The following is a 26,359-nucleotide window of genomic DNA, read 5'->3' on the forward strand; positions in this document are numbered from 1 at the left end:
AGGAAGGAAAACGGCTTTGGACGCGTCGGGCGGGCCCACCACCAAGGCGGAATACGCGCGGCGCCTGGCCGACGTGAAGCAACGCATGGCAAAGGCCGGCTTCGATCTCATCATCTGCCAGGATCCCAGCGCCAGCGAAGGCGGCGGCGAGCGGCTCTGCGACGTGACCCGCGATCCCATCTTCATCGACTGACCATCAGCCCAGGACCGGCAACTCAAGGACACCTCAATGGACCGTAATCCCTTTTCCGAAGCCGAGATCGCCGGCCGCTTGTCGAAAGTTCGCACGGCATTGGCAGAGCGCAAGCTCGACGCCGCCGTCTTCGCCTCGCCGGAGACTGTTTTCTACCTCACCGGTCTCGACCATTGGGGTTATTTCGCGCCGCACCTCCTGATCGTCACGCTCGACCGGCGCCCTATCCTGGTCACCCGGTCGATGGAGAAGGTGACGATCGAGAATCAGGTGAAGGCAGCAGAATTCCGCGGTCACTCTGACAGCGAGACGGCGGCCGACCTCGCCGCGCGCGTCATTTCCGAACTCGGCCTGGCCGGCAAACGGATCGGCATCGAAAACTGGACCTCCGGCCTCAGCCACGGCCTCGCCCTGAAGCTTGAGGCGCAGGCCGACGCCAAGTGGAGCGACGTCTCGGGACTGGTCGACAAGATGCGGTTGGTGAAGAGCGCCGAGGAACAGGTGCTGATGCGCCGCGCCGCCACGGTCACGGATGCTGCGGCAGGTGCCGCCATCGCTGCCATCTCCGACGGCGCCGCCGAGCAGGAGGTTGCCGCCCAATGCGTGGCGGCGATGGTGCGCGCCGGCGGCCACGCGCCGGGCTTCGGCCCGTTCATCCGGCCCGCCGCCCGGCTCGGCGAGGAGCACACGACCTGGGGCGACGGCATCTATCGCAGCGGCGAGCCGGTCTTCGTCGAACTGTCGGGCTGTGTCTCGCGCTATCACGCGCCGCTTGGCCGGCTGATCCGCATCGGCAACATCAAGGACGAAGATGCCGCCATGGCCGAGGTCACGGCCAAGGCATTCGAGGCCGTCGTCAGGGCGCTCGAGCCAGGCGCCAGGGCGCGCGATGTCTACGCCGCCTGGCAAGGCGTCGCCGACGAGGCCGGCCTGTCGCATTATCGCCGCCATCATTGCGGCTATCTCGTCGGCATCGGCCAGCCGCCCTCATGGACCGGCGGCAATTCGGTGACGGGCCTCAGGCACGATTCCGATCTCGAAATCGAGACCGGGATGAGCTTCCACATCCTGTCCTGGCTGATGGGCACCGGCCGCGGCGACCATTTCATCTCCAACACCGTGCTGCTGACCGATGCGGGGGCCGAAGTGCTGACCCGCACCCCGGCCGGCCCGATCGTCCGCTAGACCATGAACATGGCGCGCTATTCGGCGTTTTCGATTTTCCGCAATGCCCTTTCCGGCCAGAAGAACTGGCGGCGCGCCTGGCGCGCGGCCGAGCCGAAGCCCGCCTATGACGTGATCGTCGTCGGTGGCGGCGGGCATGGCCTTGCGACGGCTTTCTACCTCGCCGAGAACCACGGCATCCGCAATGTCGCCGTTCTGGAAAAGGGCTATGTCGGCGGCGGCAATGTCGGCCGCAACACCACCGTCATCCGCTCCAACTACCTGCTTGACGGCAACACCCAGTTCTACGAATTCTCGGTCAAGCTGTGGGAAGGCTTGTCGCGGGCGCTGAACTTCAACGTGATGTTTTCGCAGCGCGGCCAGATCGTCACTGCCCATTCGGCCGATCAACTCGACACATTCAGCCATCGCGCCAACATCATGCGTCTGAACGGCATCGACGCCGACATACTCGACCGCGGCGCTGTGCGCCGGCTGGTACCCTATCTCGATTTCTCCGAAACCGCGCGATTTCCGATCCATGGTGCGATCTTGCAAGGCCGCGCAGGCACCGCCCGCCATGATTCCGTCGCCTGGGGCTATGCGCGCGCTGCCGACGGCCACGGGGTCGACATCATCCAGAATTGTGAGGTGACCGGCTTTGTCCGCGACGGCGAAAGGATCGTCGGTGTCGAGACCAGCAAGGGCCGCATCGGCGCCGGCAAGGTCGGCCTCGCCGTCGCAGGCCATACTTCGCTCCTCGCCGCCAGGGCCGGCCTGGAACTGCCGATCGAAAGCCACGTGCTCCAGGCTTTCGTCACCGAGCCGCTCAAGCCGCTGGTAGATCACGTCGTCGCTTATGGCGCAGACCATTTCTATGTCAGCCAGTCGGACAAGGGCGGGCTGGTCTTCGGTGGCAATCTCGACGGCTACAATTCCTACGCCCAGCGCGGCAATCTCGGCGTCGTGGGCGAAGTGGCGGAGGCGGCGATAGCCCTGATGCCCTGCATCTCGCGTGTCAGGCTGCTGCGCCATTGGGGCGGCGTCATGGACATGACGCCGGACGCCAGTCCGATCATCTGCCCGACCCCGATAGAAGGGCTCTATCTCAATGGCGGCTGGTGCTATGGCGGCTTCAAGGCGACGCCGGCCTCCGGCTGGTGCTTTGCCCATATGCTGGCCACCGGCAAGCCGCATCCGCTGACCGCCGCCTACGCGCTCGACCGTTTCCGGACCGGCCACACGCTCGACGAAGCCGGCGCCGGCCCCTCGGCCTGGCTGCAATAGAGAACGAGAGAAATGCTTCGCATCGACTGCCCATGCTGCGGCCTGCGCGACCATGACGAGTTCCGCTATGGCGGCGACGCTTCCGCGGTGCGTCCGGCGCATGACGATCCCGATCCGGAGGCGTGGTATCGCTATGTCTACGTGCGCAAGAACCCGGCGGGACCGCACCGTGAATTCTGGCAGCACGTGACCGGCTGCCGGCAATGGCTGGTCATCGAGCGCGACACGAGGAACCACGCTATCGCATCGGTCGGCTTCGCCAGGAAAATGCCAGCATGAAAATGATTGGAAATCGTCTGGCCGCCGGCGGCCGCATCGACCGCACGCAGCCGCTCCGCTTCACATTCGACGGCCGCGAGCTGGGCGGCTATCGAGGCGATACGCTTGCTTCCGCGCTGCTTGCCAATCGGCTCATGCTGACAGGCCGCAGCTTCAAATACCATCGGCCGCGCGGCATCTTCTCGGCCGGCCCGGAAGAACCCAACGCGCTGGTTACGCTCGGAAGCGGTGGACGGCGCGAACCGAACCTTCCGGCCACGACACTGGAACTGGCTGAAGGTATGACTGCCGAAAGCCAGAATCGCTGGCCGTCCCTTGCCTTCGACGTGCAGAGCGTCAACGGCCTGTTTGCGCCCCTTCTTTCTGCCGGCTTCTACTACAAGACCTTCATGGGTCCGACCCGCCGCGCCTGGATGTTCTACGAGCATTTCATCCGTAAAGCCGCGGGATTGGGCCGGGCCGGCACCGAACCCGATCCCGACCGTTACGAGACCCGGCATGCATTTGCCGATGTTGCAGTCGTCGGCGGCGGCCCTGCCGGCCTGTCGGCGGCGCGCGCCGCGGCAGCCAGCGGCGCCAGGGTCGTCCTCGTCGAACAGGACTTTCTGCTCGGTGGCCAACTTCTTGCCGAGCGCACCGATGGCAAGGCGGCAGCCTGGCTGACAAAGATCGAGGCGGAGCTTGCAGGCCAGCCCAACGTCACCCTGATGCGCAAGACGATGGCCTTCGGCACCTATGACGGCAACACGCTGGGGCTGATCGAGCGGCATGACGGCCAGGTCGCGCAAGGCGCTGCGCGGCAGGTTTTCACCGTGCTTCGCGCCGGCTCGATCATCTTTGCGGCCGGTGCTATCGAACGGCCGCTGGTGTTCTCCAACAACGACCGGCCAGGCATCATGCTGGCGTCCGCCGCCCGGACCTATCTCAACCGCTTCGCCGTGCTGCCGGGGAAGAATATCCTCGTGGCCACGATGAACGACGGTGCCTATCGCGCTGCTTTCGACCTCGCCGCCGCCGGCGCGCAGGTGACGGTCGCGGACCAGCGCGGCGCTCCGCCCGCCGGTCTGGCGGCGGAAGCCGGACGCCTGAACGTAGAGATCCGCTCCGGAACCCGGATCGCCGATCTGCGCGGCAGCCATGCGGTGAAGGCCGTACGGCTTGCCGGCCCGAGCGCCAAATCGGAAATCGCCTGCGATTTCGTCTGCGTCTCCGGCGGCTGGTCGCCGACCGTGCATCTCACCTCGCATCTTGGCGTCAGGCCCGTCTATCGCGACGACATCGACGGCTTCGTTCCGGGCGGCTTTCCGGCAGGCCAGTTCGGCGCCGGCGCGATGATGGGGCGCTTCTCGACCGCCGACGCGATCGAGGACGGCCACCGCGCCGGCGTCGAAGCGGCATGCTTCTGTGGAAAACCGGCGGCCATGCCGGCGCCGGATGAACTCGATCTCGAAGGGGCCCCGGCCGCTCCCTTTCGTGCGATCTCTTCCGCTGGGCGCGGCAAGGCCTTCGTCGATCTACAGATGGATGTGACCACCAAGGACATCGAGCTCGCCCATCGCGAGGGCTATGAATCGGTCGAACACCTGAAGCGCTACACCACGCTCGGCATGGGGACCGACCAGGGCAAAACCAGCAATTTCGCAGCACTTTCGGCCATGGCGGCGCTGCGCCGGGCAACGATTGCGCAAACCGGAACCACGACCTTTCGCCCGCCCTACGCGGCGGTCGCGATCGGCGCGCTGGCCGGTCGCGCCGTCGGTCATCACTTCAAGCCGGTCCGTCGCACGCCGATGCACGACTGGCACCTGGCAAACGGTGCCGAGATGCTCGAGGTCGGCCTCTGGATGCGTCCGTATTTCTATCGCGATGCCGGACGCGACGTGAATGAAGCCTATGTCGCGGAGATGCGGATCGTGCGCGGCGGCGCCGGGCTGATGGACATTTCCACCCTCGGCAAGATCGACGTGCAGGGACCGGACGCGGCCATCTTCCTCGACCGCATCTACGCCAACGGTTTCGCCAAGCTTCCGGTTGGCCGCGCGCGCTACGGCGTCATGCTGCGCGACGACGGCATCGTCTTCGACGACGGCACCACCACGCGCTTGTCGCAAAATCGCTTCTTCATGACCACCTCTACCGCCAAGGCCGCCGACGTCCTGTCGCGGCTGGAATTCCTGCTCGACACCGCCTGGCCGGATTTGCGTGTCGCGGTCTCATCGGTAAGCGACGAGTGGGCGGCGATGTCGATCGCCGGGCCACGAAGCCGCGATGTCCTTGCCGCCGCCTTTCCCACGCTCGATGTCTCCAACGAGACGCTGCCGCATATGGGCGTCATCGAAGCCGGGTTCGACGGACGGGCCCTGCGCGTTATCCGCCTCAGCTATTCCGGCGAGCGCGCCTACGAGATCTATGTCGGCGCCAGCGCCGGCGAACAGGCCTGGAGCCGTCTCATCGAAGCAGGCGCGCCGTTCGGCCTCAAACCTTATGGCGTCGAGGCGCTTGGTGCGCTGCGCGTTGAAAAGGGCCACGTCGCCGGGCCCGAGATCGATGGCCGCACCACGCTCGACGATCTCGGCCTCGGGCGCATGGCCGGCAAACGCGGCGGATTCGTCGGCGACGTCCTGCGTCGTCGTCCGGCCTTTCAGGCACCCGACCGCCAGCGCCTCATCGGGCTGGAATGCATCGAGGACGGCAAGCGGCTGCGCGGAGGCGCCATATTGTTCCTGCCTGGCGATGCCGTCACCGGCCACGGGCGCGGTCGGATCACCTCGGTTACCTTCAGCCCGGAACTCGGCCACTATGTCGGACTGGCGCTGTTCGCCGGCAATGCCGCGGCCGAAGGAGACGAGATCACCGCGGTCTACCCGATGCGGACAGAGACGGTTCGCGCCCGCGTCGTGCCTTCTGTTTTCCTAGATCCCAAGGGAGAGCGCATGCATGGTTGAGCCTGTGCTGTCGAAGGACTTCAACCTGTGGGCCTCCGATTGCCCGATCGTTCAAATCGAGGGCTGGGAAGAAACGCTGACAAGATTCGAAACGAGCGTCTCGCAGGCCTTGGGCGCGACGCTTCCTGCCGACGTCGGCGAGACGGTTCGGCATGCTGGCGCCCTCATCGTCAGGATCACCCCCCGCCGTCTTTGGCTGATCGTCGAGACAGGTGCGGAACCGCCGGCCATTGCGATCGATCCTGAATTGGGCTGCTCGGTTCTGCTCGGCGAAGGCCGGGTGCGGTTCAGGATGGAGGGTGCGCGTCTTCAGGACATTCTCTCTGCCTGCATGCCGGTCGACTGGTCGTCCGCCGCTTCGGCTCCCGGCCGTGCCGTACAGACGTCCGTCCATCACGTGCCGGCGCTCTATCTGCGAACAGGCGAGAGCAGCTGCGACCTGATCGTGCCGCGAAGCTTCGCCCGCAGCCTTGCCGACTGGATTGCCGCCGCGCGTTGAAGCAACCCCAGGAAAGTGGGTAACGTTTTTCCGCTCGCGATTGCATAAGGAAAAAGCTGGACCTGTCCGGCGCAGCGGCCGCTAAACCGGCAGGACGCACCGCGCGCATACCTTTTGCACGACGGTCGATATAGTTGTCCGCATCGGCGAAGGCCTCGGTATCACTGTGGAGGCCGACACGCCACGGCAGCGCGCCGGCCTCCACCTGGTTCGTGGCTCAGTTGTGGCGGATTTCCGTGCCGAGCACCTTCAGGCACTCACGGATAAAGGCGGCCAGCGCCGTCCATCCCTTGGCCGACACCATCGTGCCATCGACATAGGCTTCCGTCGGCGAGAGGTCGATATAAGTTCCGCCCGCGAGAGTGACTTCCGGCTCGCAAGCGCCCAGCGCACCAACCTTCTTGCCGCGCACGACACCGTCGACCGCGATCAGGATCTGCACGCCATGGCAGATCGTGAAGATCGGCTTCTTGGTCTCGTGAAAGTGTCGAACGATCGTCTGCACCCGCTTGTCGGTGCGGATGTATTCCGGTCCGCGTCCGCCCGCGCAGTAGACCGCGTGGTACTGGTCGAGCTGCTTTTCCGCATCCGAGAACGTCTTGTTGATCAGCGCGTAGTGCCCGAGCTTTTCGGTGTAGGTCTGGTCCCCTTCGAAATCGTGCAGCGAGGTCTTGATCAGGTCGCCCGCATTCTTGTCGGGGCAGACGACATGGACCGTGTGACCAACGGCTTCCATCGCTTGCTGGTAAACGAAAATCTCGTATTCCTCGGTGAACTCACCGGTCAGCATCAATATCTTCTTGCCTGGCATAGCTCTTCCTCTCTGTTGTTGGCATGCAAGGCGCATCACGCGCCTTGCCTCATTCGGATGCGGGCCTCAGAACGGGGAGTCGGGGAAGTAATATTCCTTGGCGTTGGCCTGGGTTATGAGCGGGGCGTCGAGTTTGACGGCACCGCGAACCGGAGCCTGACCGATCAAGTTGGCCACGGTCATGTAGATAGCGGTCTTGATCATCGCCGGCGGATACGGCGTCTCGACCGGTGTCATCGCATCCCCGTCTATCACCTTCTTCACGATGTCCTTCATGCCGTTGCCGCCGAGCGCTAGCTTGATATCGGTTCGGCCGGACTGCTTGACGGCCTCGAGCACACCGAGAAGCATGTCGTCGTCATTGGCCCAGACCGCATCGATGTGCGGGTGCTTGGCCAGGTAATCCTGCATGAGCTTGAAGGCCTCGTCGCTGTTCCAGTGGGCATACTGCATGTCGAGCACCTTCAGGCCGGTGCCCTTGATGGTATCCTCGAAGCCCTTGATGCGCTCGTCGTCGATGACGGTGGGAATGCCGCGCAGCACGACGACGTCACCTTTGCCGCCCAGTTTGTCGATCATGAACTTCGCCGTATTGGTGCCAACCGCGATGTTGTCGCCGGCAAGATACAGGTCCTGAATGGAAGGGTCGGTCAATCCCCTGTCGACGACGGTGATGAACGTACCCATCTCCTTGATGGCTTTCACCGGCTGGGTCAGTTCCTCGGAGGTGTAGGGCAGTATCACCAGCGCATCCAGCTTGCGGCTGGCCGACAGATCCTCCAGCGCGCTTACCTGGTCGGCCGCCGAGGGCGACGTCTTCACGACGACTTCGACATCCGGGAAGGCCGCGTTGATTTCCTTTGCGGCGGCCTGCGCGTGATAGACGATGCCGGCCGTCCAGCCATGATCCGCCGCCGGGATCGACACCGCGACCACCTTCTTGTCGGCTGCAAGCGCCTGGCCGGCCACCATCAGTGCGCCGACTGCCGCAACGGCAACCCATTTCCTGCTAAACATAAATACCTCCCAGAGATATGGACCACACAACAGGCGCCCGTCCGGTCCGAAGACGAGCTATTTCGAAAATCTTTGCACGAGCATGGCGATGATGATGATGACGCCCTGCACCGCGGCGACGAGGTATTCGGAAACGAAATCCGACAACACCATCAGGTTGGCGATCAGTTCCAGGATCACCGCACCGGCGATGGTGCCCCAGATGCGGCCCTTGCCGCCCCGCAGCGCCGTTCCGCCAATGACAACGGCCGTTATCACCTGCAGCTCCCAAAGCTGTCCGGTGGTCGGGGTGGCGGCTCCCAGACGAGGCACGTAACAGATGGCGGCGACCGCCACGCATGCACCCTGGATGACATAGGCAATGGTGCGCGTCTTGACGACCGAGATGCCCGAATAGCGGGCGACGTCCTCGTTCGCGCCCACCGCCGCGCATTTGCGGCCATATTTGGTCTTGTAGAGGACAAATGCGCCGACCACCGCAACGAGCGCCGACAGAAGGATCGGCACCGGAATGCCCGCGACGGCGCCGAAATAGACCGGCCGGTATGCGTCCCGCAGCGAGCGATCGATCGGGATCGTGCCGCCATCGGTCATATAGGTGATCAGTGCGCGGAAGATACCCATTGTGCCGAGCGTGGCGATGAACGGCTCGATCCTTCCGACCGTGACGATCAGACCGTTCGCGAGGCCGCATAGAAGCCCCGCGACGACTGCTATCACCATGCCTGCCGGGATGGCCCAAAGGCCGAGGCTGGGGGCCATCATGTTCATGAACATGATCGTGAAGCCGGCGATGAAGGCGACCATCGAGCCGACCGAAAGGTCGAGCCCGCCTGATGAGATCACGAATGTGGCGCCGACGGCTATGATGGCGACATAAGCGCTGCGCGTGATCACGTTGCCCAGGTTTGTCGCGGAAAGAAAATCCGGATTGATGAGGAATCCCGCCACCAGTAGTGCGAACAGTGCAAGGAAAGGGCCGGCATCCGTCCACGAGAAATGGTGCTGCCTGTCGCTTCGGGCAGACATGGAATGGGTAAGCGCCGTCACTGTCTTCCTCCTTGGGCCGTGTCATGGCCTTTGTCACTGGTCGCCAGCAGCGCGATGTTGCTTTCGATCATCGTTTCGCCCGAGACCTCGCCGCTGATCCTGCCTTCGCGCATGACCAGGACGCGGTCGCAGATGCCGACCAGCTCCTGCATCTCCGAGGAGATGACGATGCAGGCTTTGCCTTGGCTCACGAGTTCCTGGATGAAGGCGTAGATCTGCGCCTTGTTGGCGATGTCGATCCCGCGCGTCGGCTCATCGATGATCACGACCGAAGGATTGGTCAGAAGCACCTTGGCCAGCAGAAGTTTCTGCTGGTTTCCGCCCGAAAGCTGCCCTGCCCTGGCGTTGTGGCTCTTCACCCGGATGTCGTAGCTGGAGACGGCCCGGGCGAGCGCCTCGGATTCGCGACCGCGCAGAACCAGCAGTCCCGGATGCAGAAGGCCAAGCGACGAGAGAGTCAGGTTCGGCGCCAGCCGCTCCTGCAAAAGCAGGCCCTTGCCCTTGCGATCTTCCGTCAGATAGCCGATGCCCGCCTCTATGGCCTCGCGCTGCGAACGTATCTGTATCGACGAACCGTTGAGCTCGATCGTAGCCGTCGCCGGCCTAAGCCCCACAATGCCTTCGAACAACTCGGTTCGCCCCGCCCCGATCATGCCGGCGAAGCCAAGAATCTCGCTTTTGTGAACGGTAAAGGACACGTCCCGTGCATAACCTGGAACAGTCGCGTTTCTGACGGTCAGCATGGGCCGGCTCGTCTGGACCTCGCGCTTGTGAGGATAAAGCGCGGCGAGTTCGCGCCCGACCATAAGCTGCGCCATGTCGGCCTGGCTCAACGCATGGCCGGGATAGGTGCCGATCATCTTGCCGTCGCGCAGGACCGTGACCTTGTCCGCCAGCCGCTGCACCTCGTCGAGGCGATGGCTGATGTAGAGAACCGCGATGCCCCGCGCCCTGAGCCCGAAGATGATGGCGAGCAAACGCTCGACCTCCCCACCGGTCAGCACCGCTGTTGGCTCGTCGAAGATGACGACCCTGTGGTCGTCGAGCAACGCGCGGGCGATTTGCACGAGCTGGCGATCCGCCAGCGAAATGTCTCGGACCAGCGCGGTCGGCGACACCTCGCAACCGATCTCGGCCAGTTTCGCGGCCGCTATGCGGCGCATGGCGCCATCATCGACGATTCCGCGCCTGGAGAGCTCGCGGCCGAGAAAGAGATTGTCAGTCACCGTGAGCGCTTCGGCCAGGAGGATTTCCTGATGCACCAGCGCGATGCCTGCCGCCTGCGCCTGGTGAGGTGTCCTGAAACTCACGCGGTCACCGGCCATGGACAGGCTGCCGGCGGTTGGCTCGATGTAACCGGAAAGCAAGCGCATGAACGTCGACTTGCCGGCGCCATTCTCGCCGATGACGGCATGGATCTCGCCAGGGAAAATATCCAGCGTGATGTCCGACAACACGGTCACCGGGCCGTATTGTTTGCAAAGCCCTTCCGCGCGCAGCACCGGAGCCACAGCCGGTGTGGGCTCCGGCGGCAAAGCGGTGACGCTTCCGTCGATGCGAGTGGCAACTGACATCGCGGCCTACTCGAATGCAGGCAGGAGCCTGTCCCGCGAATTCTCTATGTGCACGCGCATCGCCTTTTCGGCGGCAACCGGATCGCTGGCCGCGAAAGCGGCGAGGATGGCTTCGTGCTCGTCGAGCGCCTCCTCGGTGACCCGCGAGTGATACATTAGGCGGAAAATGTGGAAGTGGGTGTGCTGGTGGTTCAGCGTTTCGCGGATGAGCTCGTTCTGCGCGAACTCCATGACCTTGTCGTGGAAGATGGCATCCTGGCGGGCGAAGTTCGAATAACGCAGGCGTTCGTCCTTGCTCACGCGCCTGGCCATCACGCCAGCCGCCTCCTGCAAAATCATCAGCCGGGCTTCGTCGAGCGCAGCGGCTGCCTTGGCGGCGGCTGCAGGTTCGAGCAGCAGGCGCAGTTCATAGAGTTCGTCGAAACGGCGCCGTGTGATCTGGGGCGCGGCCCGGTACCCGATCAGATGGGTTTTCACCACCAGGCCCTCGCCTTCCAGCCGCCCAAGAGCTTCGCGGATCGGCGTATGCGAGACGTTGAACTCCTTGACAAGGTTGTCGACGGTGATCCGCGATCCCGGAGCTATTTTCAGCGACATCAGCTGCTGGAAGATCGCCTCGTAGACGTCGCCCGACAGGCTGTTGGCGCGCTGAATGCGGCCTGTCAACCGAGCGTCATTGTCGACGGTAAGGTCTGGATTCTGCATGTTTTGCCTCTTGACAGGGGCGACCTCTAACACGATGCTCCGCGCAATTCAATCCTATATCCTATACGATTTTATAGAGGATATTTCGTGAGGCAGGAAAACTCGACGACGGCTCTGGCCCGTGCCTTGCCCGAACCAGGCCACGCACGCTGGGCAAGCGGTGATCTCCGATCCCCCGCTCCCCAATCCATATTCGAAGGACACAGTTCATGACGCTATTTGCAGCAGCCCGGTTGCCGCGTGAGATTCTTTTCGGCAAAGGCCAGCGCCATGCGCTGCCTGATATTGCCGCCAAATATGGCCGGCGCGCATTCATCTGCACGGATGAGCGTTTCGCCGGAACGCCAATGTTCGCGCAAATCAGCGCGGCACTGAGAGCTGGCTCGATCCAAACGCTCGTGTACGATCGCATCCTCCCGGATGTCCCCCGTGACAGCGTTGCCGTCTGCGCCGCCCATGCGAAGGACTTCAAGCCGGACATGGTGATCGGGATCGGTGGCGGCAGCTGCCTGGACATGGCCAAAAGCGCCGCGTTGCTGATTAGCCACGGCGGGCGGCTTCAGGACTACTACGGGGAGTTCAAGGTGGCCGGCCCCACGCTCCCGGTAATCGCGGTCCCGACCACCGCCGGCACCGGTTCGGAAGTGACGCCGGTAGCGGTGATCTCCGATCCGGAGCGAACACTGAAGGTCGGCATTTCCAGTCCCCATCTCATTGCCGCGGTCGCGCTCTGCGATCCGGAACTCACCGCGACATGCCCGCCCTCCCTCACGGCGATCGCCGGAGCCGACGCGCTCACCCACGCGATCGAAGCCTTCACGTCCGCCAAACGCGGCTCCGATCCGCACTTGCCGCAGCGGCATGTCTTTGTCGGCAAGAGCGCGCTGACCGATCATTTCGCGCTGCTGGCCATCCAACTCCTGGGCCGCAGTCTCGAAAAGGCTTACCGGGACGGCTCGGACGAAGACGCACGCGCCGATGTCATGATGGGAGCGCTGGCGGCCGGCTGCGCTTTCGGCACGGCCGGAACGGCGGCTGCCCACGCCGTGCAATATCCCGTCGGCGCGCTTACCCATACGCCGCACGGATTGGGCGTGGCGACGATGCTTCCCTACGTGATGAGCTACAACCTGCCCGCCGCGACCGACGAAATCGCGGCGGTCGGCGCCGCTCTGGGGGTGACGGAGACAAAGAGCGCCGAGGCGACCGCGCGCGCCACCATCGATGAGGTGGCCCGGCTGTTCGGTGCGATCGGCATCACCCGGACGCTGGCCGATCTGGGTCTTCCACACGACAAGATCGACTGGACCGCCGAGCAGGCGCTCGGCATCGATCGACTGATCAAGAACAACCCTCGTCCTTTCGACATCGCCGCGATGCGGCGGCTGGTGAGGGCCGCCTATGACGGCGACATGGCCGCAAGCTCAGTCTGACCAGAGGTGATGAGATGAACGTACCCCAAGGGCAACTCAACGAAGATCCGGACATGTTCGACTACACCACATTCTCGCACGGCCTCTATATCGACGGACACTGGCGACCGTCTTCCGACGGTCGCCTCATTGAGGTGATCGATCCTTCCACGGAGGCCGTGATTGCGGCTGTCCCGGACGCCACGATTGCCGATGCCGCCGCTGCCGTCGAGGCGGCTGCGAAGGCGGCTGCAAGCTGGCGCGCAACCGCGCCGCGCAAGCGTTCGGAAATCCTGCGGCGTTGCTTCGAATTGATGGTCGAACGGTCCGAGACGCTGGCGGCGCTGATCTCGCTGGAGAACGGCAAGGCGCTGCGCGACGCGCGCGGCGAGGTCGCCTATGCGGCCGAGTTCTTCCGCTGGAATGCCGAGGAAGCAGTCCGCATCAGCGGCGAGTTCGGCCTGGCGCCGTCAGGCGCCAACCGGATCGTCGTCGATTATCATCCGATCGGCATCTGCGTGCTCATAACGCCCTGGAATTTCCCCGCCGCCATGGCGACACGCAAGATCGCGCCGGCGCTGGCCGCCGGCTGCACCGTCGTTCTGAAGCCCGCCAGCGAGACGCCCCTGACCGCCTACGCGCTGGCCGCGCTGTACGAGGAGGCGGGCGTGCCTCCCGGCGTCGTCAATGTGCTCACCACTTCGAACCCCGGACCAGTGACCGCCGCCATGCTCGCCGACCCGCGCGTCCGCAAGCTATCCTTCACCGGTTCGACCGGCGTGGGTCGCGTTCTGCTGGCCGAAGCAGCCAAGCACGTCATCTCATGCTCTATGGAACTCGGCGGCAACGCCCCGTTCATCGTCTTCGATGACGCCGACCTGGACGCGGCCCTCGACGGCGCGATGGTCGCCAAGATGCGAAACGCCGGCGAGGCCTGCACGGCAGCCAACCGCATCTACGCGCAGGCCGGCATCCATGACGCGTTTGCCGAAGGTCTGCGCCAACGCATGGCCGCGCTCAAGCTCGGTTCAGGCACCGACCCGGACACCGAATGCGGTCCGTTGATTACCAGGAAGGCCGTCGACAAGATCGATCGGCTGGTCAAGGACGCGGTCGCCCGTGGGGCCAGGATCCTGTGCGGCGGCGCGGTCGCCGACGACAAGGGCTATTTCTATCCGCCGACCGTCCTTCGGGACGTGCCCGCCAATGCCGAGATGGCGCAGGAGGAGATATTCGGTCCGGTGGCCCCGATCAGCCGCTTCGAGAACGAGGACGAAGTCATCGCGCGCGCCAACGACACGGAATACGGCCTTGCCGCCTACATCTACACGCGTGATCTGGCCAGGGGCATGCACGTGGCATCGAAGATCGAAACGGGCATGGTCGCGCTCAATCGCGGCCTGATGTCGGATCCGGCGGCACCTTTCGGCGGCGTCAAGCAGAGCGGCCTTGGCCGCGAAGGCGGACAGAAGCACGGCATTGCCGAGTTCATGGAGGCGAAGTACATCGCCGTGACCATGTGAACGGGCACCCCATGCAGAATGATCCTTTCCGCATCCGCGACCACGTCGCCGAGTTCGACGACATCGTCGCCGAGATCGTTCGTCGCAGCACGGAGGTGCGGGCAACCATGCCGATGGTTGCCGATATCGCCTATGGAGCGGATGCCACCGAGACCATCGACCTGTTCTTTCCGGAGGGCAAGCGCGACCGCCTGCCGGTCCATATGTTCATCCATGGCGGCTACTGGCGCATGTTCTCCAAGCGCGACTATTCCTATGTCGCCGAGACGGTGACGCGCGCCGGCGCAATCGCGGTCATCGTCGATTATGCGCTGATGCCGGCTGTGAGGATGGCCACGATCGTCGACCAGGTGCGGCGCGCCAAAAGCTGGGTGCTCGACCATATCGGCGATCACGGCGGCGATACCGAGCGCCTGACCGTGAGCGGACATTCAGCCGGCGCCCAACTTGCGACGATGCTTTTCAATGACGACGGCCGGACATCGACAATCAAAGGCGCGTTGCTACTTGGCGGGCTCTACGACCTGAAGCCGCTTCAGACCTCCTTCCTTGCCGCCGAGATCGCGATCACGGACGAGGATGCAGCCAGGTTCTCGCCGCTCACCCGCCGTTTCGATCCGTCAGTGTCGGTCGAGATCGCTGTCGGCGCCGACGAAACGCCGCCATTCCACAGGCAGGCCGAGGTGTTTGCGCGGCATCTGAAGGAGCAGGCACTACAGGTCTCGCAGACCACCCTTCCTGCAACCAATCACATGAGCAGCGTTCGCGACCTGGGCTTGGCCGGCACCGAGGCGGCAACCCTGCTGACAAACCTGGTTTCCGTCTGAGGCCATTGGCGTCGGCGACTTTAGCCAGGGATATTCAGCCGCCGCGCGTTGCGCAGCTCCCGCCCTCCGATCCCATGCAGATTACATTCCGCCCTCGGGCGGGCATTTTGCAGCAGGCTTTCTGCGAAAACTCAGCCGGATACGGCCGTGATCTGGGCGGCCTTGTCGGCGCGCAGCAGCATGCCGAAGAGGTCGCGTGGCTCATCCGGGTCCGCCAGCAGATCGAGCTCCTCGTAGAGGCCGGTGCGCTGAAGCTGGTCGCGGACGTAGCGCAGCGCGGAAAAGTCCTCGATCGCAAAGCCGACGGAATCGAACAAGGTGATCTGGCTGGCATCCCGGCGGCCGGCGGCCTTGCCGGTCATCACTTGCCACAACTCCGTCACGGGATGGTCCGGCTCGAGTTGCTGGACTTCACCCTCGATGCGCGACTGCGGCGGGTATTCGACGAATATGTCGGAGCGCAGCAGAATATCGCGATGCAATTCCGTCTTGCCGGGGCAATCGCCGCCGACGGCATTTATGTGCACGCCCGATCCGACCATGTTGTCCGTCAGGATGGTCGCGGAGCGTTTGTCGGCGGTGACCGTCGTGATGATGTGAGCCCCTTCCACCGCCTCCTGCGCCGAAGCGCAGATCGCGATGTCGAAACCGAACCCCGCAAGGTTTTTCGCGCACTTCAAGGATGCCGACCGATCGATGTCATAGAGGCGAAGCCTGTCGATGCCGAGCAGGGCCTTGAAGGCGATGGCCTGGAATTCCGACTGGGCGCCATTGCCGATGATTGCCATGCAGTCCGCCGCATTGGGAGCAAGGTATTTGGCCGCGACGGCCGACGTCGCCGCCGTGCGCAACGCGGTCAGGATGGTCATTTCCGAAAGCAGCATCGGATAGCCATTGCCGACATCGGCCATCACGCCGAACGCCGTCACGGTCTGGCGCCCGTCGCGCGTGTTTTTTGGATGACCGTTGACATACTTGAAGCCGTAGAGCTGTCCGTCGCTCGTAGGCATCAGTTCGATGACGCCGTCGATGCTGTGCGAAGCGATGCGCGGGGTCTTGTCGAACAATTCCCAGCGTCGGAAATCCTCTTCGATATAGGCAGCGAGATCGATGAGAAAGCGATCGATGCCGACGGCAAGAACCAGCTTCATCATGTGATCGACGCTGACGAAGGGCACGATGTTCAGATGGGGGGTCACAGTTCAATAACTCCGTGTGGGACGGTCCATGATCCGCCGGCCCATCAGGCTCGCGGTCAGGTCCACGAGAAGGGTTGCGGTGCGGTTGCGTTCGTCGAGTGCGGGATTGAGCTCGACCAGGTCGAGGCTGGTGACGAGATGGCTGTCGTGCAACATCTCCATCACCAGATGAGCCTCGCGGAAGGTGGCGCCGCCCGGCACGGTGGTGCCCACGGCAGGCGCGATCGAAGGGTCGAGAAAATCGACATCGAGGCTGACATGCAGCATGCCGTTTTCGGCACTGACCCGCTCGAGAAAGGCGCGAAGCAGCGGGGCCATGCCGTATTCGTCAATCATCCGCATGTCGTGCACGGTGACGCCCGCCTTGCGTAGCGCTTCGCGCTCCGCCGGATCGACGCTGCGGATGCCCAGTGTGCAGATACGGGCCGGATCCACGCAAGCCGCCAGGCTGGGGAAGTAGCCTTCGAAGCCGGGTTGCCCGCTGGCATAAGCCAGCGGCACGCCATGCAAATTCCCGCTGGTCGTGGTGTCGAGCGTGTGAAAATCAGGATGTGCGTCGAGCCACAGCACGAACAGCGGGCGGCCGGCTTCCGCCGCCCGGCGGGCGATACCGGCCAGCGTGCCGGCGGAAATGCTGTGGTCGCCACCAAGGAAGATCGGCATGGCGCCGGCGCTGGCTGCATAGGCCGCCTCGGTAATCGCCGCCGTCCATGCGACGATTTCCGGCAGCGCCTTCAAGGCGGCATTGCCGTGGCTGATCGGGCGCAGATCGGCAGAGGCGACGGTGCCAAGGTCGGCCAGCGTATGCCCGAGTTCAGTGAGCGCTGCCGCCAGGCCTGCGGTACGCAGCGCACTAGGTCCCATCTCGCAACCCATCCGGCCCGAGCCGACCTGGATCGGTGCCCCGACGATCGTACAATGCATCCGTATTTCCCCGCGCGTTTTCTAGGCCTCATTGGAGCGCGGATAACTGGCAGGATGAACATATCAAATTGGCAAATTTGTCGAAATGGGCTATCAAAATGGAATGATTTGATTGCATTCTGAGCCATGGATCAGCTTGACGAACAGCTCATCACGCTTTTGCGGCATGACGCGCGGCGCAGCATCTCGGACCTTGCCATGGATGTCAGCGTCTCGCGGGCAACGGTCAGGTCTCGCATAGAGCGCCTTGAAAAAGCCGGTGCGATCATCGGTTATACCGTCATCCTGCGAGCCGATGCCGTCGACCAGCGTGTACGCGGCATCATGATGGTGGAAATCGAAGGGCATGCCGCCGATCGTGTGATCCGCGCTCTTGGCGGCTTCTCGGAGGTTTCGACGATCCATACCACCAACGGCCGCTGGGACCTGGTGATAGAACTGGGGACACAGACACTGACCGAATTCGACGCCGTGCTGCGGCGCATCCGCCTGATCCCCGGCATCACCGGCAGCGAGACCAGCCTGTTGTTGGCGACACCCCGGAGCACCAAGGCGCGGCTTTGATCGCTGTCTGCGAATAGGTTGGCTGGCAAACCGGCAGTACTGCCCCTATGTCGTTGTGCAGCGCAACCCTAATGAGCTCGGACTTGCTCAACCTGTAACCTCCAGCGGGGCGCGGACCTCGCTGAGAGGAACAGAGCTGCGTGAGCGGCGAGATCTGTCTTCGACCCGCGTCAAAGCCGGTCTCGTCCTAATGATGGTGGCCTTCCGGCTCGGCCGTCTTGAACGGCAGGATCTGTTCCCTGCCCTTCGAGATTAGATGAGCCTCGCCTCGAACTCGTGCGGCGACATCGCCCTGACGCTGGGCGCCACCGTTACATGAACCGACGATGATATAGCGCGGTGCGCCTCAAACTTGATCATGCCGCATCGACTGCGGGCGCACTCAAAACCCCGTGCGGCAAAGGTTTTCAAGATCCGCCTTTGCTATTCCCTCGAGGCCGAGCGCAGGAAGAATATCGTTATCTCCCCTGAGATCGCGACCGTAAGCCGCCGATAATATCGAAACTCCAGACTCGTGGAGCGTCGCCGGTTTCTCGGTGATCTTACCCAACAATACGGTCGGCAGCAGTCCGAACGGAACATCCTCGAGAATGTAGCGGCTTTCGATTGTTGTCGGACCAAAGCCGCCACGGCCTTGACGATCCATCTCCTGGTTCATCTCCGAAACGGTTCCCTTCGGAACATGAAACGACAATGAAAAATGCTCCTGGACAGTGCGAACCGCGATACCAAAATGGGCCGCGATGGCTAGCCGTTCGGCATCCAGAGCCTCGATAAGGCGGCCAGCGGCAGGGGTGACGTTTCCCCCCTGGCTCCATTGCTCGGCTTTTTCCATGCGTGTCAGGTTGAGGAGGGCAATTCCCAAGTGGTTTTGCGGATTGAGGTTGCTGAGCGCGATCGCAAGCATGCCGTCGCGCTTGACGAAACGATCACCAAATAGGCTCGTGCAAAATCCGTATCCTTCATCCTGAGCTTTGAAAGGCAGCGTCGCGACATCAAGCTTCTGGCGAATGGTGGTGACATGGACCTCGGTTGGCCCGAGTTGCCGCCCGGTCAACAGTGTTGTGCCCCAAAGAACGATTGGCAAGCTGACCTTGCGCTCCGCCAACCGCTTGGAGAGATACAGTGCCCCGAACGAACAATGCGAACTGATGATGACCGGAATTCCATCGATCAGATGGGGGACAGCAGCATCCATCACCATCCTGTGGCCGTAAGCCGGAAGTGCAATCACCACCACGTCCGCGTTGGCGATGGCATCCTTGCAATCCTTGGCGATGCGCATCGGTACCGTCGCCGCGATGTCCCCCGTCGCTTTCAACAATTCGCCGGTAGCCAACCCCTTGGTGCGCTTCCCCGACGGTGACCAAAGCATTGGCGAATGCCCCGATCCTGCCAAATAGGCGGCAAGGCCATAAGCAATTGCTCCGGCGCCCAGAATACTCACGCGCATAATATTCCTCCTGTCGCAGGCCTTGTGGTTCGAGAATCCTTGCCGCCGTCACCTGAATTCTTTCTTCAGGAGGCTTCGCAAGCTGGAGCCGCGTCTGACGTCCCTGTCCGCCTCCGACCCGGATTCTGGCGCTGAAGCCGGCATATGCACAAAGCCCGTAACGAACATTCGTTTCCGCTTGACATATATCAAAAACGAATGAGACGATGTCAATCATACGGATTACGCATGTAGGAGAAACATGGAAACGCGGGACCTTCAGACCTTCCTTGCGGTTGCTGCCAGCGGCAGTATCACCAGGGCGGCTGACATGCTCGGGCGTTCCCAGCCTGCGGTGACGCGCACCATTCAGGAGCTCGAGGCCGAACTTGGCTTCGAATTGCTGCATCGGATCGGTCGACGGGTGCAGTTGTCTGAAGAAGGAGTCGCGTTCGAGGAGGAAGCACGACGCCTGCTGATGTCCTTCACCGAACTCGCAGCGCGGGCCAAGATGATCGCCGCCGGCAGAGGGCGAATCCTGCAGATCGTCACCACCTCCGCGATCGGCACCGGCTTGATCCCCACGGCCTTGGCTGAACTCCAAGGTGCCGAGCTTCCGCACGAGACGCATCTCGGGCAGTTCCTTCCCTCGACCGTCGCTCAGGAAGTGCGCAGCGGACGTGCCGAGGTCGGGTTTTCAAGCCTGCCGCTCGATACGCCCGGTCTGGATGTCCTGCGGCTCTATTCGGCGCCTGATGTTGCTGCCGTGCGGGAGGATGATCCGCTGGCCGAACTAGATGTCATACCGCTTTCCGCTTTTGCCGGCCGCCGCGTCGCCACGTTGCTCAACCCGCTGCGTTTCCAGCTGCATGTCTCCAAGGCATTGGCTGCCAGGGGCATCGACACCGGGCCAGTAATCCGCACGAATACCGCCTATGGCGCGTTGCAGATCGTACGCCGGACTGGTGTTGCGGCTGTCATCGACCCCCTCACCGCCTATGGCGTGGGCCCGCCTGGGGTCGTCATTCGCCCGATCGATGTAACCGTCCTCTTTTATTGGGGTGTTGTGGCTGGCGAAAAACGCCCCCTTCGTCCAGTCGCGCAGGCGTTGGTGGATGCGGTCGAGGCGGTGGCTGAACGGTCGATCGTTGGCTTCAAGAAACTCGATCCGACCCTGGCCGGCCAATTGGTGACCGATCCTGCCTCCGGCACAAATCACGGAACGGGAATATGAAGCACACGCCCAGTTCGCTCCCCCCGAGAGGTCTAGCCGCGCTTGAAGCACAACTTGCTCAGGACCTCGATTTTCTCGAACTGCCTGCCAAGCCATGGGTTCCCGCACGTTCGCGCGATGGCGTGCCGGTCCGTGACGTCGTTGTGATCGGCGCCGGCATGTGCGGACTTGCTGCCACCGCAAAGCTGGTGCTGACGGGGATAACCAATGTCGTCGCCTATGACGCGGCTCCGGCCGGCTTCGAAGGGCCATGGATAACGTTTGCCCGCATGCAAACGCTCCGGTCGCCGAAAACGCTGCACGGTCCGTCGCTCGGTCTGCCGCAACTGACATTCCGCGCCTGGTTCACGGCACAATGGGGCGTCGAGGCATGGCGGTCGCTGGACAAAATCCCCAAGGGCCAGTGGATGGACTACCTGGTCTGGTACCGGAACGTGCTTGGTCTGCCAGTGCGCAACAGCGTGCGCATGACAGGCGTTGCAGCCGTTGGCGATCTGATTGCGATCGATGTCGAGGGCGCGGAAACCGGCCGGGTTCTCACCCGTCGTCTCGTTCTAGCCACCGGTCGGTCCGGTCTCGGCGGTTTTGCCGTGCCCGATTTCCTCAGGGGCATCGATCGCTCCTATTGGGCCCATTCTGCCGACGATATCGATTTCGATGCACTGAAGGGCAAGCGTGTGGCGGTTATCGGCGCCGGTGCCTCTTCGACGGACAATGCCGCGACGGCGCTCGAGGCGGGCGCCGGTTCAGTCGACATGTTGATCCGGCGCAAAGAAATGCCGCGCATCAACAAGCTGACCGGGATCGGCAGCCAGGGTGTCATCCTCGGCATGTATCATTTGCCTGACGCCTGGAAGTGGAGATTCTTCGACTACACCGCCTCGACCCAGACGCCGCCGCCGCGTTCATCGACGCTTCGCGTGTCTCGTCATGCGAATGCCCGCTTCTTTCTCGACTGCGGCGTGGTCGCGGTAAAGGAAGATGCCGGAGGCCTTCTGGTCGAAACCACGCAAGGACCGATGCGCTACGATTTCATGATCGCTGCGACCGGCTTTTCAAATGACTTCAGTGGTCGCCCGGAATTCGCTGCCCTCGCCCCACACATTCGCACCTGGTCGGATGGTCGATATACGCCGGACATGGGGCCGCCGCGCGCAGGCATGTTGGAGGCACCGGATCTCGGCCCCGCCTTCGAATTCCGCGAGCGCGTCCCCGGTTCCTGCCCGATGCTGGCGCATGTCCACTGCTTCAACGACGCCGCCATGCTGACCCATGGTAAGGTCTCCGGCGATATCCCGGCCGTCAGCGCCGGTGCCGACCGTCTGGTCCGCGGCATTGCCGCGTCGCTGTTCGCCGAAGACGTCGAAACCCACTTCGCCAATCTGATCGCCTATGACACCCCGGAACTTCTGGGCGACGAATGGGTCGATTCAACACCCTTGTTGCATAAGGAGGCCGCACTGTGATCGACGCAATGGACAAGGCTGCAGGTCTTTCACCGGACGATGCCCTTTTCGCTGCACGGCGGTTTCGGCCCGAATTTGTGCGAGGGGCCGAGGAATGTCGCCTCTCCGTCCTGCAGCCGGCAAACGATCAGGGGCTGGCACCGAATTTGCGGGTCGCTCTGGCCCGTCGCATGGCAGCTCTGAACGCCGATCCCGTCCTGATGGCCGAATATGATGTACAACTGGCTCAGCTTGGTCCCACGGAGCAGCTTCTGTCCTTGGCCTGGGGGGAAACGGGTTTGAATGAACCCCTGGCGACCATCGCCCGACATGTTGACCTGATCACCCTGACGCCGAAAAAGGCGGAGGCGAGCCACATTGCCCTGCTCGCCCAAGCCGGATTGGACAACCCCCAGATTGTTGCACTCTCCGAATTGATTGCCTTCATCAACTTCCAGACCCGGGTCGCGACCGGCTTGCGATTGATGAGGCGGGCATGATTTCCTCGGTGCGCCTGAAGCCGCTGAATTGGCATCCCTATATCGCACCGGTCGAGCTATCGGAGGCAACGCCGGAACAGCTCGAAGCAATGAAGGTTACGCCGTCGGCCAAGAAAGTTTCGGAATATGTGCGCACCCTTGTGCATGATCCCGAGAGCTATCTTGCCCGCACGGTGTTGTTCAACGCGATCATGTACGTCGAGGGCGGGCTTGCCCGTCCCGACCGCGAGCTTGGCGCACTGGGTGCCTCGATCGTCAATGGCTGCAAATTCTGTGCCGTCGTTCACGCCCGCCGGCATGCAGAGCTGACCAAGAGCGATGAAGTGGTCACGGCGCTGTATCTCGACAAACCTGAAAAGCTTGGGTCGCGCGATGCGGCAGTCTACAACTTTGCCCGCCGCCTGTCGGCGGCGCCGTCGGAAGCGACGGCAGACGACGTCGCCTCGCTGCGATCAGTCGGCATGAATGATGCCGAGATCATCGACCTCGTCCACGCCATAGCGATCTTCGGCTGGGCAAACCGGCTGATGCACGTCCTGGGCCATGCGGAGAGCGGGTGATGACGTTGCATCCGGTCAAGCCAGTCCGTCCCACACTTTCCGAAGGGCCAACCAGCAATGCTTGAACTCAAAGATATAAAGCTGTCTTACGGAAGCACGCAGGTCCTGAACGGCGTCAATCTCTCGGTAAAGCGGGGTGACGTGGTGTCGATCATCGGCCCCAGTGGCACCGGCAAGACCACGCTGCTGAAATGCATCAACTATCTGGCCAAGCCGTCGTCAGGAACCATCGCGTTCGATCAGATTCGGATGGACTACCAGCGTGCCGACAAGGCCGCTGTCCAGGCGATCCGGTTGAGGACCGCGATGGTCTTTCAGCAGTTCAACGTCTTCAAGAACATGACGGTCCTCCAGAACGTGATGGATCCGCTCGTTGTGGTGCAGCGCAAATCCAGGGAAGAGGCGCGGGAAATCGCGCTCAGAGAGCTCGATCGGGTCGGTCTCTCGTCGAAGCGAGACAGCTATCCATCCCAGCTCTCGGGCGGCCAGCTCCAGCGCACCGGCATCGCACGCGCGCTGGCGGTGCGTCCTGACGTCATCCTCTTCGATGAGCCTACGTCATCGCTGGACCCTGAACTTGTCGGTGAAGTTTTGAAGGTGATCAAGGATGTCACGTCGTCAGGGATCACGTCGCTGCTTGTGACCCACGAGATGCAATTCGCAAAGAACATCTCGAACCGTATCGTTTTCATGGACCGTGGCGTGGTTGCCGCCGACGGCAGTCCGGCTGAAATCTTCGACGCGCCTTCCAGTCCACGACTGGCTCAATTCCTGCAGTCAGAACTCGCTTTTCAATAGCTCAACAAGAAGGGAACCCAAGAAATGTCTGCAATCACATCCGGTTTTTCCCGCCGCTATGTCCTGGCCGTCGCTGGTGGCATCGCAATTGCCCTTGCAACCGCGGGGACCAGCTATGGTCAGACCGTCCGGACGATCAAGATCGCGACGTCTGCCGAATCCAAGCCGCTGGCCTGGGGCGCCATCGGCGTCGAACCGCAAGGCTATGAGCCCGATCTTCTGAGGGCGATCAATGCGAAGCTGCCGCAATACAAGTTCGAAATGGAAGGTGTCTCTGACATCGCCCAGGAAACCGGCCTTGCCACCGGGAAGTACGACATCGCCGTAGGTGGCTACTACAAGTCGCCCGAGCGAGAGAAGCAATTCATCATTCCAGAGAACCCGATGGGCGCCAGTCTGATGAAAATCTACAGCAAGAAAGACAGCGGCATAAAGGAAATGAAGGACCTGGTCGGCAAGAGGATCGTTCCGACCACAGCCGGTGGCGGAACCTACAAGTTCATCATGAACTGGCAGAAAGAGAATCCGCAATACAAGCTCGACGTCACGGCATCGAGCGCCGGGATCCCCTACCCGAACCGCCTGGATGAAGTTCAGAACGGCAAGTTCGACGCATTGGTTCTACCGTCTAACCTCGGTGAGCAGGCGGTCATCGACAACAAGAAGCTCGATATCGTGGCATCCGATCCGGTCTACAGCAACAACACGTACATGCTGATTCACCGGTCAGCGGAAAACAAGATCCTGGCCGAGGACGTCAACAAGGTGCTCAAGGAACTGAAGGACGACGGCACGATCGACAAGCTCTCGCAGAAGTGGTTCGGCGAGGACATCGTGAAGTACATGAAGTAACAAGGCGTCCTCAGCTGCATCTGGATAGCCGGCGTTGAGGCAGAACTGCAAGAAGGAGTGTTCCAAGTGGACGTTTCTGCTATGATTCCCGAGTTGCTCTCGGCGTTGCCGCTGACGCTGGCCATCACTTTTACGGCCCTCATTGCTGGGTTCTGCCTAGCTCTCCTTGCGACAACACTCCGGGTCCGCAGGGTGCCAGTGATCAGTCACCTGGCGGATCTCTACGTATCCTATGCCCGGAGTGTTCCCGTCGTCCTCCAATTGTTCGTTGCGTTTTACGGGCTTCCCTTGCTGGTAATCCTGTTCGGCTCCGAAGATTTTTTCTCGCCGACGATCGCCGCCATGGTGGCATTGAGCTTTTATCACGGCGGCTACCTGTCAGAAGTCCTGCGACCTGCATATCTGGCCGTCGATCGCGGCCAGCATGATGCGGCAGACAGTCTTGGATATACCTTTCGCCAGAAAATCACGCGCGTCATCGGGCCACAAGCAGTGCACTTCGCATTGCCGGGCTACGGGAACTCCGTCATCTACCTGATCCATAACGTTGCGCTGGTGATGTACATCGGGGCGGCGGATGTCATGGCGACCGCGCATTTGATCATGGAGCGCGACTATAATCAGTACCAGTTCGAAACCTATCTCGTGCTGGCGGTCATCTATTCGGTGATGTGCCTGATCGCATGGCTCATCGTCCGCTTCTTCGAGCTTCGTTCCCCGATGCAGGCACCGGAGGCTACGACATCTGCTCAGATCAAGAACACACTGATCGCGAGCGTGTGACCTAACAAGGGTATTTGACCATGTTTGAGACCGATATCCTGCTCCAGGACTCGCGGGAAATTCTGGGCGCCGTACCCGTAACGCTTGCAATGGCCCTCACGATCTTCGTGCTCTCGACGATGGTCGGCAGCCTGTTTGCGCTTGTGGAATATAGACGGATTCCCGCACTGCGAGAGCTCGTCATGGCCTACAAGGTCGTCTTCAAGGGCGTTCCGATGGTGATCGTGATCTTCCTCGCCTATTTCGGTCTTCCCCCCGCGCTTCAGTTTCTGTTTTCATTGGTTGGCATAGACTTCAACGCCCACCAAACGCCCAATTGGGTTATCCTTGTCATTGCGGTGACCGGCTGTGTCGCCGCGTTCCAGGCCGAGATTATCAAGGGAGCCCTCAACGCCTTTGACACCGGTCAGGCAGACGCAGCCTATTCGCTTGGCTATACAAGGGGGCAACTGTTTCGACGGGTGCTATTTCCCCAGGTCGCCCTGACAGCAATTCCCGATCTGACAACCTCGATGATGGTTATTATGAAGGCGCTTTCACTCGGATTCGCCATCGAAGTTGTCGATATCTTCGCGCAGTCACAGCTGACCGCCGCGTTGAATTTCTACTATCTCGAAGCCTTCGTAATTGCCGTCGTGATCTACATGGTGATTGCCTATCTCGTCACACAGATCGCCGACAGGCTGGAGCAAGCGCTTAGGGTACGGACGTGAGGATGTAGAATAGAATCTTCTAGCAAGATCGGCTTGTCTTCCGCGGAAGCATCCTGGTAGTCGGCGCCG

26 protein-coding genes are annotated in these 26,359 nt (G+C 62.3%); 18 read left to right on the forward strand and 8 right to left on the reverse strand.

The window, feature by feature from the left end; genetic code table 11:
- Positions 1 to 16: 16 nt before the first annotated feature.
- The 6 genes from ACIU1A_RS16905 to ACIU1A_RS16930 are packed head-to-tail and all read left to right on the forward strand — an operon-like array spanning position 17 to position 6,367.
- Positions 17 to 193 carry a hypothetical protein gene (locus tag ACIU1A_RS16905; RefSeq protein ID WP_404924733.1) on the forward strand — a complete coding sequence of 59 codons (177 nt, stop codon included), beginning with the start codon at positions 17 to 19 and terminating at the stop codon, positions 191 to 193.
- A 36-nt stretch (positions 194 to 229) separates the two neighbouring features.
- On the forward strand, positions 230 to 1,378 hold the full coding sequence (locus ACIU1A_RS16910) for a M24 family metallopeptidase (RefSeq protein ID WP_404924734.1): 1,149 nt from the start codon (positions 230 to 232) through the stop codon (positions 1,376 to 1,378).
- A gap of 9 nt (positions 1,379 to 1,387) precedes the next feature.
- Positions 1,388 to 2,644, forward strand: coding sequence for a sarcosine oxidase subunit beta family protein (locus ACIU1A_RS16915; protein ID WP_404924735.1), 1,257 nt, complete (start codon positions 1,388 to 1,390; stop codon positions 2,642 to 2,644).
- A gap of 12 nt (positions 2,645 to 2,656) precedes the next feature.
- On the forward strand, positions 2,657 to 2,923 hold the full coding sequence (locus tag ACIU1A_RS16920) for a sarcosine oxidase subunit delta (protein WP_140499288.1): 267 nt from the start codon (positions 2,657 to 2,659) through the stop codon (positions 2,921 to 2,923).
- Positions 2,920 to 5,868 carry a sarcosine oxidase subunit alpha family protein gene (locus ACIU1A_RS16925; protein WP_404924736.1) on the forward strand — a complete coding sequence of 983 codons (2,949 nt, stop codon included), beginning with the start codon at positions 2,920 to 2,922 and terminating at the stop codon, positions 5,866 to 5,868. Before ACIU1A_RS16920 ends, ACIU1A_RS16925 begins: the two co-directional genes overlap by 4 nt.
- Positions 5,861 to 6,367 carry a sarcosine oxidase subunit gamma gene (locus ACIU1A_RS16930; protein ID WP_404924737.1) on the forward strand — a complete coding sequence of 169 codons (507 nt, stop codon included), beginning with the start codon at positions 5,861 to 5,863 and terminating at the stop codon, positions 6,365 to 6,367. The genes ACIU1A_RS16925 and ACIU1A_RS16930 overlap by 8 nt, the downstream gene beginning before the upstream one ends.
- A 217-nt stretch (positions 6,368 to 6,584) precedes the next feature.
- On the opposite strand, the gene ACIU1A_RS16935 is transcribed toward ACIU1A_RS16930, so the two are convergent.
- From ACIU1A_RS16935 to ACIU1A_RS16955, 5 genes are all read right to left on the reverse strand, one after another.
- Positions 6,585 to 7,178, reverse strand: a complete 594-nt coding sequence (locus tag ACIU1A_RS16935; protein ID WP_140499290.1) for a DJ-1/PfpI family protein — start codon at positions 7,176 to 7,178, stop codon at positions 6,585 to 6,587.
- A gap of 66 nt (positions 7,179 to 7,244) precedes the next feature.
- Positions 7,245 to 8,195, reverse strand: a complete 951-nt coding sequence (locus ACIU1A_RS16940) for a substrate-binding domain-containing protein (RefSeq protein ID WP_140499292.1) — start codon at positions 8,193 to 8,195, stop codon at positions 7,245 to 7,247.
- A gap of 57 nt (positions 8,196 to 8,252) precedes the next feature.
- Positions 8,253 to 9,224, reverse strand: coding sequence for an ABC transporter permease (locus tag ACIU1A_RS16945; protein WP_404927940.1), 972 nt, complete (start codon positions 9,222 to 9,224; stop codon positions 8,253 to 8,255).
- Between the two features lie 17 nt (positions 9,225 to 9,241).
- On the reverse strand, positions 9,242 to 10,819 hold the full coding sequence (locus tag ACIU1A_RS16950) for a sugar ABC transporter ATP-binding protein (RefSeq protein WP_404924738.1): 1,578 nt from the start codon (positions 10,817 to 10,819) through the stop codon (positions 9,242 to 9,244).
- A 6-nt stretch (positions 10,820 to 10,825) separates the two neighbouring features.
- Positions 10,826 to 11,524 carry a GntR family transcriptional regulator gene (locus ACIU1A_RS16955; RefSeq protein WP_140517369.1) on the reverse strand — a complete coding sequence of 233 codons (699 nt, stop codon included), beginning with the start codon at positions 11,522 to 11,524 and terminating at the stop codon, positions 10,826 to 10,828.
- Positions 11,525 to 11,733: 209 nt separating this feature from the next.
- Between ACIU1A_RS16955 and ACIU1A_RS16960 the strand changes: the two genes are divergently transcribed.
- From ACIU1A_RS16960 to ACIU1A_RS16970, 3 genes are read left to right on the forward strand one after another with little or no spacing between them, the layout of a single operon-like run.
- Positions 11,734 to 12,957 carry an iron-containing alcohol dehydrogenase gene (locus ACIU1A_RS16960; protein WP_404924739.1) on the forward strand — a complete coding sequence of 408 codons (1,224 nt, stop codon included), beginning with the start codon at positions 11,734 to 11,736 and terminating at the stop codon, positions 12,955 to 12,957.
- A gap of 14 nt (positions 12,958 to 12,971) precedes the next feature.
- Positions 12,972 to 14,459 carry an NAD-dependent succinate-semialdehyde dehydrogenase gene (locus ACIU1A_RS16965; RefSeq protein WP_404924740.1) on the forward strand — a complete coding sequence of 496 codons (1,488 nt, stop codon included), beginning with the start codon at positions 12,972 to 12,974 and terminating at the stop codon, positions 14,457 to 14,459.
- Between the two features lie 11 nt (positions 14,460 to 14,470).
- On the forward strand, positions 14,471 to 15,286 hold the full coding sequence (locus tag ACIU1A_RS16970; protein ID WP_404924741.1) for an alpha/beta hydrolase: 816 nt from the start codon (positions 14,471 to 14,473) through the stop codon (positions 15,284 to 15,286).
- 131 nt (positions 15,287 to 15,417) lie between these two features.
- Here the strand turns inward: ACIU1A_RS16970 and ACIU1A_RS16975 are convergent, their stop codons facing one another.
- Entirely contained in the window at positions 15,418 to 16,485 is a 1,068-nt protein-coding gene (locus ACIU1A_RS16975) for an ornithine cyclodeaminase (protein ID WP_140559895.1), read from the reverse strand.
- A gap of 3 nt (positions 16,486 to 16,488) precedes the next feature.
- On the reverse strand, positions 16,489 to 17,409 hold the full coding sequence (gene rocF, locus ACIU1A_RS16980) for an arginase (protein ID WP_140499318.1): 921 nt from the start codon (positions 17,407 to 17,409) through the stop codon (positions 16,489 to 16,491).
- A 126-nt stretch (positions 17,410 to 17,535) separates the two neighbouring features.
- On the opposite strand from rocF, the gene ACIU1A_RS16985 reads away from it, so the two are divergent.
- Positions 17,536 to 17,973, forward strand: a complete 438-nt coding sequence (locus ACIU1A_RS16985) for an Lrp/AsnC family transcriptional regulator (RefSeq protein ID WP_140499320.1) — start codon at positions 17,536 to 17,538, stop codon at positions 17,971 to 17,973.
- A gap of 382 nt (positions 17,974 to 18,355) precedes the next feature.
- On the opposite strand, the gene ACIU1A_RS16990 is transcribed toward ACIU1A_RS16985, so the two are convergent.
- Positions 18,356 to 19,426 (reverse strand): NAD/NADP octopine/nopaline dehydrogenase family protein, encoded by a 1,071-nt coding sequence (locus ACIU1A_RS16990; RefSeq protein WP_404924742.1) that lies wholly within the window; start codon positions 19,424 to 19,426, stop codon positions 18,356 to 18,358.
- Positions 19,427 to 19,667: 241 nt separating this feature from the next.
- On the opposite strand from ACIU1A_RS16990, the gene ACIU1A_RS16995 reads away from it, so the two are divergent.
- The 8 genes from ACIU1A_RS16995 (at position 19,668) to ACIU1A_RS17030 (ending at position 26,290) form a co-directional block, all read left to right on the forward strand.
- Positions 19,668 to 20,639 carry a LysR family transcriptional regulator gene (locus tag ACIU1A_RS16995; RefSeq protein ID WP_404924743.1) on the forward strand — a complete coding sequence of 324 codons (972 nt, stop codon included), beginning with the start codon at positions 19,668 to 19,670 and terminating at the stop codon, positions 20,637 to 20,639.
- Entirely contained in the window at positions 20,636 to 22,105 is a 1,470-nt protein-coding gene (locus tag ACIU1A_RS17000; RefSeq protein ID WP_404924744.1) for an NAD(P)-binding domain-containing protein, read from the forward strand. Before ACIU1A_RS16995 ends, ACIU1A_RS17000 begins: the two co-directional genes overlap by 4 nt.
- On the forward strand, positions 22,102 to 22,584 hold the full coding sequence (locus tag ACIU1A_RS17005; RefSeq protein ID WP_140728375.1) for a CMD domain-containing protein: 483 nt from the start codon (positions 22,102 to 22,104) through the stop codon (positions 22,582 to 22,584). The genes ACIU1A_RS17000 and ACIU1A_RS17005 overlap by 4 nt, the downstream gene beginning before the upstream one ends.
- Positions 22,581 to 23,144 carry a peroxidase-related enzyme gene (locus tag ACIU1A_RS17010; protein ID WP_140622763.1) on the forward strand — a complete coding sequence of 188 codons (564 nt, stop codon included), beginning with the start codon at positions 22,581 to 22,583 and terminating at the stop codon, positions 23,142 to 23,144. The genes ACIU1A_RS17005 and ACIU1A_RS17010 overlap by 4 nt, the downstream gene beginning before the upstream one ends.
- A gap of 57 nt (positions 23,145 to 23,201) precedes the next feature.
- Positions 23,202 to 23,942 carry an amino acid ABC transporter ATP-binding protein gene (locus ACIU1A_RS17015; protein ID WP_140521338.1) on the forward strand — a complete coding sequence of 247 codons (741 nt, stop codon included), beginning with the start codon at positions 23,202 to 23,204 and terminating at the stop codon, positions 23,940 to 23,942.
- A 24-nt stretch (positions 23,943 to 23,966) separates the two neighbouring features.
- Positions 23,967 to 24,794 carry a transporter substrate-binding domain-containing protein gene (locus ACIU1A_RS17020; protein WP_140499338.1) on the forward strand — a complete coding sequence of 276 codons (828 nt, stop codon included), beginning with the start codon at positions 23,967 to 23,969 and terminating at the stop codon, positions 24,792 to 24,794.
- Positions 24,795 to 24,860: 66 nt separating this feature from the next.
- Positions 24,861 to 25,577, forward strand: coding sequence for an amino acid ABC transporter permease (locus ACIU1A_RS17025; RefSeq protein ID WP_140499340.1), 717 nt, complete (start codon positions 24,861 to 24,863; stop codon positions 25,575 to 25,577).
- Between the two features lie 20 nt (positions 25,578 to 25,597).
- The gene (locus ACIU1A_RS17030) at positions 25,598 to 26,290 is read left to right on the forward strand and encodes an amino acid ABC transporter permease (protein ID WP_140622759.1); all 693 of its coding nucleotides are present in this window, start codon (positions 25,598 to 25,600) and stop codon (positions 26,288 to 26,290) included.
- The last annotated feature ends 69 nt before the right edge of the window (positions 26,291 to 26,359 follow it).

The organism is Mesorhizobium maamorense (genome assembly GCF_044998965.1).
Taxonomy (GTDB): Bacteria; Pseudomonadota; Alphaproteobacteria; order Rhizobiales; family Rhizobiaceae; genus Mesorhizobium.

Excerpts from the sequence above, each read along its gene's own strand:
- ACIU1A_RS16910 (WP_404924734.1), top strand. The coding sequence starts at position 230 with ATGGACCGTAATCCCTTTTCCGAAGCCGAGATCGCCGGCCGCTTGTCG.
- ACIU1A_RS16915 (WP_404924735.1), top strand. The coding sequence starts at position 1,388 with ATGGCGCGCTATTCGGCGTTTTCGATTTTCCGCAATGCCCTTTCCGGC.
- ACIU1A_RS16920 (WP_140499288.1), top strand. The coding sequence starts at position 2,657 with ATGCTTCGCATCGACTGCCCATGCTGCGGCCTGCGCGACCATGACGAG.
- ACIU1A_RS16925 (WP_404924736.1), top strand. The coding sequence starts at position 2,920 with ATGAAAATGATTGGAAATCGTCTGGCCGCCGGCGGCCGCATCGACCGC.
- ACIU1A_RS16930 (WP_404924737.1), top strand. The coding sequence starts at position 5,861 with ATGGTTGAGCCTGTGCTGTCGAAGGACTTCAACCTGTGGGCCTCCGAT.
- ACIU1A_RS16935 (WP_140499290.1), bottom strand. The coding sequence starts at position 7,178 with ATGCCAGGCAAGAAGATATTGATGCTGACCGGTGAGTTCACCGAGGAA.
- ACIU1A_RS16940 (WP_140499292.1), bottom strand. The coding sequence starts at position 8,195 with ATGTTTAGCAGGAAATGGGTTGCCGTTGCGGCAGTCGGCGCACTGATG.
- ACIU1A_RS16945 (WP_404927940.1), bottom strand. The coding sequence starts at position 9,224 with ATGTCTGCCCGAAGCGACAGGCAGCACCATTTCTCGTGGACGGATGCC.
- ACIU1A_RS16950 (WP_404924738.1), bottom strand. The coding sequence starts at position 10,819 with ATGTCAGTTGCCACTCGCATCGACGGAAGCGTCACCGCTTTGCCGCCG.
- ACIU1A_RS16955 (WP_140517369.1), bottom strand. The coding sequence starts at position 11,524 with ATGCAGAATCCAGACCTTACCGTCGACAATGACGCTCGGTTGACAGGC.
- ACIU1A_RS16960 (WP_404924739.1), top strand. The coding sequence starts at position 11,734 with ATGACGCTATTTGCAGCAGCCCGGTTGCCGCGTGAGATTCTTTTCGGC.
- ACIU1A_RS16965 (WP_404924740.1), top strand. The coding sequence starts at position 12,972 with ATGAACGTACCCCAAGGGCAACTCAACGAAGATCCGGACATGTTCGAC.
- ACIU1A_RS16970 (WP_404924741.1), top strand. The coding sequence starts at position 14,471 with ATGCAGAATGATCCTTTCCGCATCCGCGACCACGTCGCCGAGTTCGAC.
- rocF (WP_140499318.1), bottom strand. The coding sequence starts at position 17,409 with ATGCATTGTACGATCGTCGGGGCACCGATCCAGGTCGGCTCGGGCCGG.
- ACIU1A_RS16985 (WP_140499320.1), top strand. The coding sequence starts at position 17,536 with ATGGATCAGCTTGACGAACAGCTCATCACGCTTTTGCGGCATGACGCG.
- ACIU1A_RS16990 (WP_404924742.1), bottom strand. The coding sequence starts at position 19,426 with ATGCGCGTGAGTATTCTGGGCGCCGGAGCAATTGCTTATGGCCTTGCC.
- ACIU1A_RS16995 (WP_404924743.1), top strand. The coding sequence starts at position 19,668 with ATGGAAACGCGGGACCTTCAGACCTTCCTTGCGGTTGCTGCCAGCGGC.
- ACIU1A_RS17000 (WP_404924744.1), top strand. The coding sequence starts at position 20,636 with ATGAAGCACACGCCCAGTTCGCTCCCCCCGAGAGGTCTAGCCGCGCTT.
- ACIU1A_RS17010 (WP_140622763.1), top strand. The coding sequence starts at position 22,581 with ATGATTTCCTCGGTGCGCCTGAAGCCGCTGAATTGGCATCCCTATATC.
- ACIU1A_RS17015 (WP_140521338.1), top strand. The coding sequence starts at position 23,202 with ATGCTTGAACTCAAAGATATAAAGCTGTCTTACGGAAGCACGCAGGTC.
- ACIU1A_RS17020 (WP_140499338.1), top strand. The coding sequence starts at position 23,967 with ATGTCTGCAATCACATCCGGTTTTTCCCGCCGCTATGTCCTGGCCGTC.
- ACIU1A_RS17030 (WP_140622759.1), top strand. The coding sequence starts at position 25,598 with ATGTTTGAGACCGATATCCTGCTCCAGGACTCGCGGGAAATTCTGGGC.